The sequence below is a fragment of the Mesorhizobium sp. M1E.F.Ca.ET.045.02.1.1 genome (genome assembly GCF_003952485.1).
GTDB lineage: Bacteria > Pseudomonadota > Alphaproteobacteria > Rhizobiales > Rhizobiaceae > Mesorhizobium.
The window spans coordinates 2,129,093-2,143,489 of record NZ_CP034447.1 but is presented as its reverse complement, the minus strand read 5'-3'; the positions used below and the strand labels follow the sequence as shown (position 1 = coordinate 2,143,489).

Genomic DNA, 14,397 nt, shown 5'->3' with positions numbered 1-14,397 from the left:
GCACTGATACCCCTCCCCCTCGAGGGGAGGGTGCCGAGCGAAGCGAGGCGGGAGGGGTCGCCTCAACCGCCTCGACGTTGATTGAAGGATGGAGTGCGTCGCGGGCGACCCCTCCCGGCCCTGCGGGCCACCCTCCCCTCAAGGGGGAGGGGAGCGCAAGCCTCAATCCGAAACCGGCGTGTTCTCGTCGACGTCGACGCGGAAATTGCCTTCGAGGATCTCGGCCTTCTTCTTCTCGACCAGGTCCTTGACCTCCGCCGGCAGCGTCTTGTCGAACTTGTGGTAGGGCGCCAGATAGGAGCCGCCCTTGGCCATGCGCGAGAAGTCGCCATAGTCCTGCGCGGTGAAGACGCCGGCCTTGACCAGCTTGATCGCCTGCTCGACCGTCGGATACATGTCCCACACCGGGCCGGTGATGACCGTGTCGGGGCCGAGGCTCGACTGGTCGGACATGTTGGAGATGGCGAGAATCTTCTTCTCCACCGCCGCCTCGATGACGCCGAAGCGCTCGGCATAGATGACGTCGACGCCGGCATCGATCTGCGCCACCGCCGCTTCCTTGGCCTTCGGCGGATCGAAGAAGGAGCCGATGAAGGCGACCTTCTTCTTGACATTCGGGTTGACCTCCTTGGCGCCGGCGAAGAAGGCGTTGACCAGCCGGTTCACTTCCGGAATGCCCATCGCCGCGACAGCGCCGACCGTGCCCGACTTCGACATCTTGCCGGCGATCATGCCGGACAGATAGGCCGGCTCATGGATCCAGTTGTCGAAGACGCCGAAATTGGGTTCGGCCGGACCGGCGCCGGAGCCGAACAGCCAGGCGGTCTTCGGGAACTGCTTGGCGGTCTTTCGCGATTCGCGCTCGGCGGCGAAGGCATCGCCCAGCACCAGTTGGTAGCCGCCCTGCGCATATTCGCGCATCACACGGCTGAAGTCGGCGGTCTGCACCTTTTCCGACCATTTGTATTCGATGCCCAGCTCCTTCTGGGCCTTCTGCAGGGCGACATGGATCTGGTTGTCCCACGGCTCCTCGATCGGCGTGGCGAAGATCGCCGCCACCTTCAGCTTCTTGTCCTTGGCGAAAGCCATACCGGGCAGCGCGGCCGCCGCGAGACCGAGCGCGCCGAGTTCCAGCACGTTGCGCCGCGACAGGCCGGCGCGTTGCGATTTGCTATGATCGTTTTCCATTGAAGTGCCCCTCTGTTCGACAGCCGTGTCGAGCCGGCCGTTCAAAAAATGTCAGACGCCAAGACTATGGAACGCCGCCTGAGTTTTGTCCACATGGTCAAATTTGGCCGTCGATCGTTGTGTGTAAGCCGAGAAGATCGGCGGGACAGCACCCCCCTCTGGCCTGCCGGCCATCTCCCCCGCAAGGGGGGAGATCAGCAGTCATGACGGCCTTCGCCAATCTCGGGCTTCGCAAGAGCAGCGAGGCGCCAGAACTGCCAATCTCCCCCCTTTGCGGGGGAGATGTCCGGCAGGACAGAGGGGGGTGCGAAGGAACTCCGGCGCTTGTTCCGGATGGCTGTACTATCCCTCCCAGCGCCCCGTCTCCGCAAACCTTCTCAGCAGCGGCGCCGGCTCGAAGATCAGCCGCCCTGTCCTTGCGTGCCAATACTCCAGCCGCTCGACGATCTTGCCGGCCCCTTCGAGCCCGGCCCAGAACATCGGCCCGCCCTTGCCGACCGGAAAGCCGTAACCATTGGCCCAGACGACATCGATATCTGACGCCCGCGCAGCGATCCCCTCCTCGAGGATCTTCGCGCCCTCGTTGACCAGTGGATAGAGCGTGCGCTCGATGATCTCCTCCGCGTCGATCGCGCGCGGCGCGATACCCAGTTCCGCCACCTTGGCGCGGATCAGCGCCTCGACGTCCGGGTCCGCAACCGGCTCCCGCGAGCCGCCGTCATAGCGGTACCAGCCGCGCCCGGTCTTCTGGCCGAAGCGGCCCTGCTCGCACAGCGTATCGGCAATGACCGCCGTCTGGCCGCGCGCCTTGCGGTTGCGCCAGCCGATATCAAGGCCGGCGAGATCGCCCATCTGGAACGGCCCCATCGGCCAGCCGAAATCGGTGAACGCCTTGTCGACCTGACTTGGCGTCGCGCCTTCGAGCAATAGCGCTTCGTTCTCTGCACCTCGCGCGGACAGCATACGGTTGCCGACGAAGCCGTGGCAAACGCCGACGACGACCGCCACCTTGCCGACGCGCCGCGCCAGATCGGTGACCGTCGCCAGCGCATCCGGCGCGGTTTTCTCGGCCCGCACGATCTCAAGCAGCTTCATGACATTGGCCGGCGAGAAGAAATGCATGCCGAGCACGTCCTGCGGCCGCGAGGTCGAGGCGGCGATTGCGTTGACGTCGAGATAGGAGGTGTTGGTGGCGAGGATGGCGCCGGGCCCGGCGACTGCGTCGAGCCGGCCGAACACCTCCCTCTTCACCGCCATGTCCTCGAACACGGCCTCGATGATCAGGTCGCAATCGGCAAGGTCGGCATAGTCGGTGCTGCCCTTGAACAGGCCGAGACGCTGCTGTTTCGCCTCCTCCGTCAGCGAGCCACGGCTGACCGAGACGGCATAGTTCTTGTCGATCGTCGTCAGCCCACGTTGCAGCGCTTCCTCGCTCGTCTCCAGCAAGGTCACCGGGAAACCGCCATTGACGAAGGCCATGGCGATGCCACCGCCCATCGTGCCGGCGCCGATGATGCCGACGCGGGCAATATTGCGTCGCTGCAGATCCTTGCCCGGCACCTTCGCGGCCTCGCGCTCGGCGAAGAACAGATGCCGCTGCGCCCGCGACTGGTCGCCGGAAACGAGTTGCAGGAAGAGCTGGCGCTCGGCAGCCAGAGCTTCGTCGAAAGGCAAGGTGATCGCGTTGCGCACGGCCTCGGTGCAGGCAAGCGGCGCCTCGAGCCCGCGCGCTTTCTTGGCGAGTTCAGCCGCCCGGGCGTCGAAAGCGGCAAGATCGGCTTCAGCCAGACGGTCGTTGCGGTCTCGGACAGCGATGAACGCTCCGCCTCGGTCAGCCATTTCGCTAGCGAAACGAATTGCTTCTGCCAACAGATCGCCATCAAACACCGCGTCGACAAGACCCGCCGCCTTGGCTTCACCGGCCGAAATCGGCGTGCCCGAAACGATCATGCCGAGCGCTTTCGCGGCACCCACCAGGCGCGGCAGGCGCACCGTGCCGCCGCCGCCCGGCAGCAGGCCGAGCTTCACTTCCGGCAGGCCGAGCTTTGCGCCTTGATCGGCAATGCGGAAATGGCAGCCGAGCGCCAGTTCCAGCCCGCCTCCCAGCGCCGTGCCGTGGATGGCGGCGACGGTCGGCTTGGCGATGGTTTCCAGCAAGGCGATGATGGCGCGCAGCTCCGGCTGCTCGACCGGCTTGCCGAATTCGGTGATGTCGGCGCCGGCGACAAAGGTGCGCCCGGCGCAGGCGATGACGATGGCCCTGGCGGCAGGATCGTCACGCAGCGCGGCGAGCGCCGCATGGAGCGGCTTGCGGACATGAAAACTCAGCGCATTGACCGGTGGATTGTCGATTATGACCACCGCCACGCCGTTCTCGTTCGCGACGTCGACGAAATTGGACAAGCGGAACCTCCCGAGACCCGGCTGCGACCAGGACGGGTTTATTACGCCGCGTCGCGAATTGAAACCGGATGCCGTGCTGGCACAATGCTTGTCGGAAAGCTTAGCCGGAAGCGTTGCGTTCCTTCACACCCCCCTCTGCCCTGCCGGGCATCTCCCCCGCAAGGCCCGCAAGGGGGGAGATCGGAAGCTTGAGCGCTCCGCTCATTCCTGCGATGTTTGAGATTGGCGAAAGCCAAAGCGACGTCCAATCCCCCCTCTTGCGGCGGTTGAGGAGCGGTCCGCGCAGCGGACGGAAAGCCAATTGCTTGGCTTTCCGAGCGACGAAAGCCGGCAGGCCAGAGGGCTGTCCCGCCAACCTCTCGCAGCCCTGCGCCAACGCGACTATCGCACGGCCTTCTCCCCACCCGCTGCCGTGATCACCCCGACGATGATCAGCCCGGTCAGCACCAGCCGCACGCCGGCGCTGACGCCGAATGTGTTGAGCATGGTGAGCAACAGCACCAGGAACAGGCCAGCGCCCCAGACGCCGGGCACGTTGGCCTTGCCGCCGGCGACCGAGGTGCCGCCGATGACCACGACCGCGATCGAGGCGAGCAGATACTCGTTGCCGATATCGACATTGGCGCCGCGGAAATAGCCGGCGAGCAGCGCCCCGTCGATGCCGCCGAGCGCGCCGCACAGCGTATAGGTAAGGAAGCGGATTCGCCCGACATTGACGCCGGCGAGCCAGGCGGCGCGGATGTTCTGCCCGATCGCCAGCACCGAGCGGCCATAGATCATGCGCTGCAGCGCCAGCGCCGCGCCGACGGTGAAGACCACCGTCAGCATCGCCAGCACCGGGATGCCGAGGACCTGCCAGTTGGTGAAATCGGCGAAGCCCGGCGGCGGCTTGATCTGCAGGCCGCGGCCATAGCTGATGTCGACCGACTGGATGATGAAGCTCGCCGACAGCGTGGCGATGATCGGCGGGATGCGCAGCGCCCAGATCAGCAGGTAGTTGATGATGCCGATGGCCGCCCCGCAGGCAAGCGCCGCAAGCAGTCCCACGATGATCATGGAGTCGCTGCCGCCCATCACCTTCATCGCCACCGCGCTGGCCAGCCCGATATTGGCCGGCAGCGACAGGTCGACATTGCCTGGTCCCAGCGTGATCACGAACATCTGGCCGACGCCGACGATGACGGTGAAGACGGCCAGCGAAAGTGCTGCCGTGACCATGCCGCCGGCGCCGTAGCCGCCGGTGAAGGCAACCGTCGCCAGCCATACGAAGAGAGCGCCCACGAAGGACCAGAGCCAGGGTTTTTCGAGCAGCATCCGCACAGAGGCCATCTTCTCACCTCTCCCTGCGGCTGATCAGCACCCGCGCCGCCAGCACGATGATCAGGATTGCGCCATTGGCGGCGACCTGCCAGTCGGGCGGGATATGCATGAAGGTGAGCAGCGGCGAGGCGGCCAAAGCCAGCGTCAGCGCGCCGAGGACCGCGCCGATCGGCGACACCCGGCCGCCGACGAATTCGCCGCCGCCCAGAATGACGCCGGCGATCGAAAGCAGCGTGTAGCCGTTGCCGATATTGGCGTCGGCCGAGGTGGTGATGCCGATCAGCGCCATGCCGGAGAGCACGCCGAACAGCCCGGTCAGCGCGAACAGCCCGATCTTGGTCCTGAGCAGCGACCATCCGGCGCGCCTCAGCGCCGCGGCATTGCCGCCGGAGCCGCGCAAGATGACGCCATAGGAGGTGCGCATCAGGCCGAAATGCACGACCGCCGCAATCAGCAGCGCCGCAAGGATCGGGAACGGTATGTAGGGCGGCTTGAACGCCAGGATCGCCAGCAGCCAGTCCGGCGCCTTGCCGCCGGGCTTCGGCAGGATGAGGATGGCGAGCCCCTGCCAGACGAAGCTCATGCCGAGCGTCACCACGATCGAAGGCAGGTTGCGCAAATGGATCAGCGCGCCGAGCAGCGCGTAGACGCCGATCGATCCCAGAAGCACCGCGATGCCGATGAGCGGCGCGTCGCGCAGCCACGTCGCGGTGACGCAGCCGACAAAGCCGACGAAGGTGCCGATCGACAGGTCGAGCTCGTTGCCGGCGATGACGAACATCTGCGCGATCGTCGCCAGCGCGATCGGGATCGCCAGGTTCAGCATCAGGTTGAAGCCGAAATAGCTGATGGCGCGCGGGTTCAGCCAGGCGATCGCCATCAGCACCAGCGCCAGCGACAGCGCCGGCAAAAGGCCGCGCAGCATGCGTGCCCGGGCCGCGTTGCCGCGTGGTGAGGATTTCGGGACCGTGCCGGGAGCGAGCGCCGTCATCTCAAGCCGCATCGCCGAAGGAGGACTGGATGATCTTTTCCTCCGTCAGCTCGTCGCGCCGCAGATTGGCGACGATCCTGCCGTTCTTGAAGACATAGACATGGTCGCAATTGTCGAGCTCTTCGGTTTCGGTGGTGTACCAGAGGAAGGTGCGGCCCTTGGCGGCCTCCTCGCGCACAAGGTCGTAGACTTCGAGCTTGGTGCCGACATCGACACCGCGCATCGGGTCGTCCATCAGCACGATCTCGGCATCGGAGCCGAGCGCGCGGGCAAACAGCGCCTTCTGCTGGTTGCCGCCCGACAGGGAATAGATGTTGTTGCTCATGTCCGGCGTGCGGATGCCGATCTTCTTCTTCCAGAACTCGGCCAATTCCGCCTCGCGCTGCGGCGAGATCAGCAGCCCGTTGCGCAGCCGAGCCAGTGAGCGGATGCCGATGTTCTGCGCGATCGACCATTGCGCAAAGATACCGTCCGACTGACGGTCGCCGGCGACCAGCGCGACCGGCGCCGTCACCTCGATGCCGGCCTTGGCGCGCGAGGCCGCCGAGAAAATTGCGAGCAAAAGGTCCGTCTGACCATGGCCGGCAAGACCGGCAAGGCCGATGATCTCGCCCGCGCGGGCGACAAGTTCCTTGCCATCCTGCTGCCGTGCCGGACGCGCCCGCACTCTGAGCGCACCGGCCTCGGCCTTCCGCGTCTCTTTAGCGGTCCGCTGATGGCCCTCGGCGCCACCCATGGCGGCGACCAGCTTGTCACGGTCGAAAGCGCTGGCGGCATCGGCCGCGACCACCTTGCCGTCTCGCATCACCACGATGCGGTCGGCATTCTGCAGCACCTCGCCCAGCACATGCGAGATCAGGATGCAGCTGCCGCCCGCCCCGACGAAGCGGCGCACGAAAGCGAGCAACTGGCCTGCCGTATGCGCGTCGAGCGACGAGGTCGGCTCGTCGAGGATGACCAGGTGCAGCGGCTCGCGGGTCAATGTAAAGGCGCGCGCCACCTCGACCATCTGCCGCCGCCCGATCGAGAGGTCGCCGGCTATATCGTCCGCCGCGATGCCGTGGTCGGGAAAGATCTCATCGAGCTTGGCCTGAATGAGGTCGGCGGCCTTGCGCCGCCAGCCGAAACCGGCGAGCGAGGGATGGTTGATGCGCGTGTTCTCGGCGACGCTGAGGTTGGGGCAGAGCGACAGCTCCTGGAAGACGCAGCGTATGCCGAGCTCGAGAGCGCGCGCCACGGAATAGGCGGCTTCCTGATTGCCGCGCACGGCGATCTGCCCGCCGTCGGGCCGCAGCGTGCCCGCCACCATATGCATGAGCGTCGACTTGCCTGCGCCATTGTGCCCGACCAGCCCGACGCATTCGCCGGCGCCGACATGAAAATCGACGCCGTTGAGCGCCCGGACGGCGCCGAAATGTTTTTCGGCGCCGTCCAGCCTGACGATGTCTGCAATAGCCTGGAGCATCCTCAACTTTTATCCGGTTGCCGATGCGGCTGGCAACGTTGGCCACTATTGCTTGATGTTGGCCTTGATGGCCGCAACGGCTTCTTCCTGCGTGTATTCGTGGGTGGCGACGCCGCCCTCCTTGATCTTCGGCAGCGCGGCTTCGAAATCGTCCTGGGTGAAGGCAAGATAGGGCACCAGCAGGTCGTGCGGAATGTCCTTACGACCGTCGAGCACCTGCTGCGCCACCCAGAAGGCGAGCGTCGACACGCCGGGCGCGATCGAGGCCGACCAGGTCGTGTAGCCGTCCTTCTCCTTCTGCTCCTTCCACCACTTCAGCTCGTCCTGACGGTTGCCCATGATGATGGTCGGTCGCGGCTTGCCTGCGGCGGCGAAGGCTTGCGCGGCGCCATAGCCGTCGCCGCCCTGGTCGACGATGCCGACGACGTCGGGGAGCGACGGCAGGATGGTCGCCACCGCCTTCTGCGCCGTCGTCTGGTCCCAGTCGCCGGTCACCGAGCCGACGATCTTGAACTCGGGATGGGCGGCGACGCCTTCGAGAATGCCGGCATGGATGGCATCGTCGATCGAAGTGCCGGCAAGGCCGCGGATTTCCAGCAGATTGCCGCCTTTCGGCTGGAACTTGGCCATCTGCTCGACTTCCTGCTTGCCCATATCCTTGAAGTCGACGACGACGCGATAGGCGCAAGGCTCGGTGACGATGCCATCGAAGGAGACGACGACGATGTTGGCGTCGCAAGCCTGCTTGATGGCGCCGTTCAACGCATCCGGCGAGGCGGCGTTGATGACGATGGCGTCATAGCCCTGCAGGATCAGGTTCTGCACCTGCGCGGCCTGGGTCGGCACTTCCTTGTCGGCGGTGGTGAAGACATCCGCCGCCGCGACCACCTTGTCCTCGACCGCTTTCTTGGTGACGATGCCGTAGCTGTCGAGCATCGCCTGCCGCCACGAATTGCCGGCGTAGTTGTTGGAGAAGGCGATCTTCTTGCCGCTCGTGCCGGCAAGCGCCGTGCCCGAGGCGAGCATGGCTGCAAGAGCGCTCAAGACCAGTAGTTTCTTCATGTCATTATCCTCCCAGATGTGTTGACTGCTGCACTTCCATCGGCCTTCCGGGCCGGCTTCACTCCAATCAAATCCGAGCCCGTTCGCTCAAAACAACCTCAGCCCCGGCACGCGGACCCTCAACCGGTAGAGCGATGTCGAGGCGGCAATGTAGAGGCTCCTGAGATCATCGTCGCCGAAGGTGAAATTGGCACAAAATTCCGGTGTCGCAATGACGCCGATCAAATCGCCCGAGGCATCGAAGACATGGATACCGCCGGGCCCGGTGCAATAGAGATTGCCCCGGCTGTCGATCTTCATCCCGTCCGGCGAGCCCGGCTCATCGCCTTCCGTCACCGCCCACACGGCGCCGCCGTTGAGATCGCCGTTCGCTTCCACGCCGAACACCCTGATATGGCCGCGCTCGGTATCGTTGATGAAGAGCCGCGATTCATCGAGCGAGAAGCAGAGCCCGTTGGGCTGCGTGAAGTCATCGGCGACGAGCGTCAGCCGGGCGCCGTCGCCGTCGATCCGGTAGACGCCCTGGTGCGGCAATTCCTGCGACCTCGGCACGCCGTAGAACTCCGCCCGCCCGTAGGTCGGATCGGTGAAATAGATCGAGCCGCCGGTGGCGACGACGATATCGTTCGGGCTGTTGAGCTGCTTGCCCTGATAGTGGGTGGCGAGCACCGTCTTCGCGCCGCTCGGCTCGGCGCGGGTGACCCGGCTGGTCGCGTGTTCGCAGGTCACCAGCCGCCCCTGCCGGTCGAGCGTGTTGCCGTTGGCCATCTGGCTCGGCTCGCGGAAAAGCTCGATCTCGCCCGAATTGCCGAGCCGGTACATGCGGCTTTGCGGAATGTCGGAAAAGACCAGCCATTTCTCGTAAGGGTGCCACACCGGCCCTTCGATGAAGGAATACCCTGTGGCCAGCCGCTCCATCGCCGCATTGCCGACGACATCGTCGAAGCCGGAATGACGGGCGTGTGCGGGCATCGACATTACGAGCCCTTCGGTTCCCGCACCGGCTTGCCGCCGACGAACCAGTCGCTGCCTGGCACATCCTCGATCACCACCCAGATGGCTTCCTTGGGCAGTTCGGCGATCTCGCTGATCGCCTCGGTGACGCGGCGCGAGATCTCGTCCTTGCGCTTTTGCGAATGGCCCTCGAGTATCCGTATGCTGACGAACGGCATGGCGCTTCCCCGGGATTCTTGTCTTTTATTCTTGTCAGACAAAAGCCTAGTCGGGATGGGGATCGGGCGATAGCGGCCTATGCGCAGCACCGACTGTGGTTTTGCACAGTCGCGGCGTTCAAGGTCGCTACTCCTGCAATGGCGTCGCCTGCGCGAGCCAGGCGTCGAGCTGTTCCTGCTCGCGCCGCAACGCGTCTATGTTGATCAACCCGCGCGCCATGGCGAGGTAGATCGCCCGCGTGCGCGAGTTGAACACCGACGCTTCGCCGGCCCCCTCCTCGGGCGGCACGATGCCCAGCTTGTCGTAGACATGCTTGATGCGGCTCTGCGCGCCACGGATCGACAGGCCGCGCCGCGCCGCGATCGCCCTATCTGTCAGGCCGAGCGCGATGTCGATCAGGCTTTCATATTCGCCGTCGGTGATGCCCTCGAAGCGGTCCTGAACGCGATGCTGGATGCCGCGGATCTCGCGGTCGATGATGCAATGCCCCTCGCGGAACACGCCGCGCAGCGCCGAGCGCATGCCTTCTTCGGTGGCCGACTTCAGCACATAGCCATAGACCGATCCCGGCGGCACGATGCGCGCCACGCCCCGCACATAGGCCTCGTCGGCAAAATTCGACCAGAACAGGATATGCGTGCCGGCGCGCCGGCTCCAGATGGCGCGGGCCACCTCGATGCCGGTCGCCTTGGGAAGCTGCAGGTCGAGCACGACATGCGGCGGCTGCCGCTCGGCCGCGAGGTTGATGGCATCCTCGCCGTCGCCGGCTTCGATCACCTCGACGTCGCCCGGCCATAGTTGCTCGACGGTGCGCCGCGCGAAGGTGCGGTGCAGGCCGTCATTTTCCGCGATCATGACCAGCATCACACCACCTCCGCCACCGGCTTACCCTCGGTTGCCGCAGCGCCACGTGCCAAAACCTTGTCGGCCGCCGGCTCGCGGTCGATCTCGATGACGACCCGCGTGCCGCCCTTGCGGTTGGCCGGCTCGAAACGCAGCCGCGCCCCGACAAGGGCCGCCCGCGTATGCATGTGGCCGATGCCGCCTTGGGCGGCGGGGTCGACCGCGCCGCAGCCATGGCCGTCGTCGGTGACGGTCACGCTGAACGTATTTGGCGTCGAGGCCAGTTGCACCTCGATGCGGCTCGGCCCGGCATGGCGCACCGCGTTGTTGATCGCTTCCTGCACGATCCTGTAGAGCGCCGTGCGCAGCGTTTCCGACAGGTTGTCGGCGCTGCCGTCGCTGGTGTCGGCTATGCGCACCGCGATCGGCGGCTTGGCCCTGGCGACGCTGCGGTTGAGATGCGCCTCGACGGCATCGCGCAGGCCGAACAATTCCAGCACGCTCGGCCGCATGTCGTCGACGATGTGGCGCAGTTCCGCCAGACAGCCCGCGACCTCCTGCTCGAGATCGGCAAGCTGGGCCGTCCGTGCCACGCCCCGGCTGCGGAAGGCCGAGACCTGGCGCGCGATGCGGGCGAGGTCGGCGAGCGTCTGGTCGTGCAGGTCCATCGCCATGCGGCGGCGCTCGCGTTCCATGCCGGCGGTCAGTTGCGAGGCGCCGACCCGCAGCAGCTCCGCCCGGTTGCGCGCCTCGCTTTCGGCGAGCATGGCGCGGCGCGCTTCCTCGGTCTGGATCAGCGCGAAGATATAGGGCCCGATGAGATCGGCGCATTGCTGGGCGACGTCGACGTCGGCCTGCGTGTAGCACCCGGCCTCGTGCCGGCTGATATTGAGCGCGCCGATCACGCTGCCGCGCGCCCTGAGCGGCACGATGATGCGGCTGCGCAGCTTGGCGGCGAAGATCGGGCCGTCGAAAGCTCCGTCGAAATGAAAGCGGTCGTCGACGAGCGCATTGTCGGACAGAAGATAAGGCGTCTCGCCCCGCAGCACGCGACGGATCGGGCTGCCCTCGATCGGATGCTGCGCAAGCTCGCTCCAGCTTGTGTGGAACCCGGCCTCGTAGCAGGCATGCATGCGGCCATCGAGCGAAAGCACCGCCAGGTCGATGTGGTCATGCGGTATGAGCGTGCCGATCTCGATCGCCGTCGCACGGAATGCCGAGCCCGGATCGATGTGGCCGGCTAAAGCCCGCGAAATCGCGAGCAACCGGTCGATCAGTTGGGGAGATACTTCCGACATCGTCTCCTCCCTTGCCGCTGGACGAATGCCGCGCAAAAACGAGCAATGCCGAGCCATATGGCACGGCTGCAAGCGCTGTTTCCCGCATTCCTCCCTGCTTGCGAAATAGTGAGCGCTTGACGGTGCCGCTGTCAACGATGGCTCCTGCGGCGGCAGGCGATCAACTTCAGGTGCGACGATTGAAAAGCCTGCGGCTCCTGGTTTAGGGATGGCCGAGGAGATCGCATGGCATGGCAGCGACGCCGACTGTTGCTCGGGGCGCCCCGGGAATTCCCGCACGCTGGACGTCAAGCGCCAAGAGCGGCGTCGGCACCGCGCTTTCAGCGAAAAGCCCGCTCTGGTTCACCATCAGCCACGGCATATTGAACGAGATCTACTATCCGCGCCTCGACAGCGCCTGCACGCGCGACATGGGGCTGATGATAACCGGCCCCGGCGGCTATTTCTCGGAGGAGAAACGCGATGCCGTCCACCTTGTCGAGCCGTTCGAGGACGGCGTGCCGGCCTACCGCATGGTCAATACGGCGACCGATGGCGCCTACCGGTTGGAAAAGCGCATCATCACGGATCCGAAACGGCCAGCGCTGCTGCAGGAAATCACATTCGCGGCGCTTAAAGGCTCGGCTTCGGACTATCGCGTCTACGCGCTGCTTGCGCCGCACCTCGTCAATGCCGGCATGGGTAACACGGCCTGGGTCGGCGAGCATAAGGGAGAGCGAATGCTCTTTGCATCGGGACGAGGCGTCTCGATCGCGTTTGCTTCTTCACTGCCCTGGGGCGCCTGTTCGGCCGGTTATGTCGGCTTCTCCGATGGCTGGCAGCAGCTCCGCGATGGCGGCGCGCTCGATCCTGCCTGTCAGCGGGCGGAGGACGGCAATGTGGCGCTGACCGGCGAGATCGGCTTCGCGGCAGGCGAGGGCACGGCCTTGCTGGCGCTCGGCTTCGGTGCCTGGCCGCAACAGGCGGCGGAGATCGCGCTGGCCAGCCTGAGGGACGGTTTCGACGCGGCTGCCGAGACCTATGCCGGCAACTGGCGGAAATTCCAGGCCGGGCTGGAAAAGCCCGACCGGCACGCTGCCTCCGGCCTGAACACTTACCGCGTCAGCACCGCGGTGCTTGCCTCGCATCTGTCGATCGCCAGGCCCGGGGCCGCCGTCGCCAGTCTTTCGATCCCCTGGGGCTTCAACAAGGGCGACGACGATCTCGGCGGCTACCATCTGGTCTGGCCGCGCGACCTGGTCGAGACGGCGGGCGGCTTCCTCGCCGCCGGCGACGCCAGGCAGGCGCTGCAGATCCTCACCTATCTGCGCTCGATCCAGCGGCCGGACGGCCATTGGCCGCAAAATTGCTGGTCGAGCGGAGAGCCCTATTGGCCGGGCATCCAGATGGACGAATGCGCCTTTCCGCTGCTGCTCGCCGACGCCTTGCGCCGCGCCGGCCATCTGCCGCGCGCGAAACTCGACGATTTCCTGGCCATGATCGAGAGCGCTGCTTCCTATGTCGTGCGCAACGGCCCGGTCACCGGCGAGGATCGCTGGGAGGAAGACGCCGGCTACAGCCCGTTCACGCTGGCGGTCGAGATCGCGGCGCTGCTTGCGGCGGCGGATATGCTGGACGCCTGCGACAAAAATGAGCCGGCAAAATATCTACGCGAGACCGCCGACTGCTGGAACGGAGAGATCGAGCGCTGGACCTATGTCACCGGTACCGAACTCTGCGCCAGGGAGAGCATCGACGGCTACTATGTCCGCATCGCGCCGCCTGACGATGGCGGCGCCGCTTCGCCGAAGGACGGCTTCGTGCCGATCAAGAACCGGCCGCCCGCCGAGACCGACCGCCCGGCCGAAGCGATCGTCAGCCCTGACGCCCTTGCGCTGGTACGTTTTGGCCTCAGGGCAACGGACGATCCGCGCATCCTGAACACGATCAAAGCCATCGATGCCGAGTTGCGCTGCGATCTGCCGCAAGGCCCGGTCTGGTACCGCTACACCTGCGACGGCTACGGCGAGCACGAGGACGGCTCGCCTTTCGACGGCACCGGCCAGGGCCGGCCTTGGCCGCTGCTCACAGGCGAGCGCGCGCATTACGAGCTGGCGGCCGGACGGCACGGCACGGCGGCCGAACTGCTCGAAACCTTCGAGCGCTCGGCCGGTGTAGGCGGCCTCCTGCCGGAACAGGTCTGGGACAGACCCGACATGCCGGAGCGCGAATTGCGGCTCGGCGCACCGTCGGGCAGCGCCATGCCGCTGGTCTGGGCGCATGCCGAGCACATCAAGCTCTTGCGCTCGCTGCGCGACGGAACCGTCTTCGACATGCCGCCGCAAGGTGTCGATCGCTACATCAAGCGCAAGACCGTCTCGCCCTTCCGGACCTGGCGCTTCAACAACAAGATCCGCTCCATTCCCGCCGGCAAGGCCCTGCGCGTCGAGCTTTCAGCCCGTGGCGTTGTCCACTGGAGCAGCGACAAATGGCTGACGGTGCGTGACGACAAGACGGCCGAAAACGCCTTCGGTGTCCATCTTGTTGACCTCGATGTCGCCGACCTGCCGCCGGGCAGCACGATCGTCTTCACTTTTTTCTGGCCCGAAGCCGGCCGTTGGGAGAATGTCGACTTCACCGTCGGCATTGATCCTTCGGATAGCCAGTAAGATTTC

11 protein-coding genes are annotated in these 14,397 nt (G+C 65.7%); 1 reads left to right on the top strand and 10 read right to left on the bottom strand.

The annotated features are described in order from the left end of the window. Nucleotides 1-162 precede the first annotated feature (162 nt). From EJ070_RS10325 to EJ070_RS10280, 10 genes are all read right to left on the bottom strand, one after another. Nucleotides 163-1,188: a BMP family protein gene (locus EJ070_RS10325; protein WP_126091262.1), complete on the bottom strand. Its 1,026-nt coding sequence runs from the start codon at nt 1,186-1,188 to the stop codon at nt 163-165. Nucleotides 1,189-1,530: 342 nt separating this feature from the next. Continuing rightward, the gene (locus EJ070_RS10320; RefSeq protein ID WP_126091261.1) at nt 1,531-3,591 is read right to left on the bottom strand and encodes a 3-hydroxyacyl-CoA dehydrogenase NAD-binding domain-containing protein; all 2,061 of its coding nucleotides are present in this window, start codon (nt 3,589-3,591) and stop codon (nt 1,531-1,533) included. 381 nt (nt 3,592-3,972) lie between these two features. Further along, complete coding sequence (locus tag EJ070_RS10315; RefSeq protein ID WP_126091260.1) at nt 3,973-4,920, bottom strand: ABC transporter permease; 948 nt, start codon at nt 4,918-4,920, stop codon at nt 3,973-3,975. A 4-nt stretch (nt 4,921-4,924) separates the two neighbouring features. Beyond that, nucleotides 4,925-5,902 carry an ABC transporter permease gene (locus EJ070_RS10310; protein WP_189350471.1) on the bottom strand — a complete coding sequence of 326 codons (978 nt, stop codon included), beginning with the start codon at nt 5,900-5,902 and terminating at the stop codon, nt 4,925-4,927. A 1-nt stretch (nt 5,903) separates the two neighbouring features. Further along, nucleotides 5,904-7,367: a sugar ABC transporter ATP-binding protein gene (locus EJ070_RS10305; RefSeq protein ID WP_126091258.1), complete on the bottom strand. Its 1,464-nt coding sequence runs from the start codon at nt 7,365-7,367 to the stop codon at nt 5,904-5,906. Between the two features lie 45 nt (nt 7,368-7,412). Then, the gene (locus EJ070_RS10300) at nt 7,413-8,429 is read right to left on the bottom strand and encodes an ABC transporter substrate-binding protein (RefSeq protein WP_126091257.1); all 1,017 of its coding nucleotides are present in this window, start codon (nt 8,427-8,429) and stop codon (nt 7,413-7,415) included. Between the two features lie 87 nt (nt 8,430-8,516). Next, nucleotides 8,517-9,407: an SMP-30/gluconolactonase/LRE family protein gene (locus tag EJ070_RS10295; protein ID WP_126091256.1), complete on the bottom strand. Its 891-nt coding sequence runs from the start codon at nt 9,405-9,407 to the stop codon at nt 8,517-8,519. Continuing rightward, nucleotides 9,407-9,601 (bottom strand): 4-oxalocrotonate tautomerase family protein, encoded by a 195-nt coding sequence (locus EJ070_RS10290; RefSeq protein ID WP_126091255.1) that lies wholly within the window; start codon nt 9,599-9,601, stop codon nt 9,407-9,409. Before EJ070_RS10290 ends, EJ070_RS10295 begins: the two co-directional genes overlap by 1 nt. Nucleotides 9,602-9,728: 127 nt before the next feature. After that, nucleotides 9,729-10,466, bottom strand: a complete 738-nt coding sequence (locus EJ070_RS10285) for a response regulator transcription factor (RefSeq protein WP_126091254.1) — start codon at nt 10,464-10,466, stop codon at nt 9,729-9,731. Beyond that, entirely contained in the window at nt 10,466-11,743 is a 1,278-nt protein-coding gene (locus tag EJ070_RS10280; protein WP_126091253.1) for an ATP-binding protein, read from the bottom strand. Before EJ070_RS10280 ends, EJ070_RS10285 begins: the two co-directional genes overlap by 1 nt. Before the next feature lie 230 nt (nt 11,744-11,973). Between EJ070_RS10280 and EJ070_RS10275 the strand changes: the two genes are divergently transcribed. Continuing rightward, nucleotides 11,974-14,391 (top strand): glucan 1,4-alpha-glucosidase, encoded by a 2,418-nt coding sequence (locus EJ070_RS10275; protein ID WP_126091252.1) that lies wholly within the window; start codon nt 11,974-11,976, stop codon nt 14,389-14,391. Nucleotides 14,392-14,397: the final 6 nt, after the last annotated feature.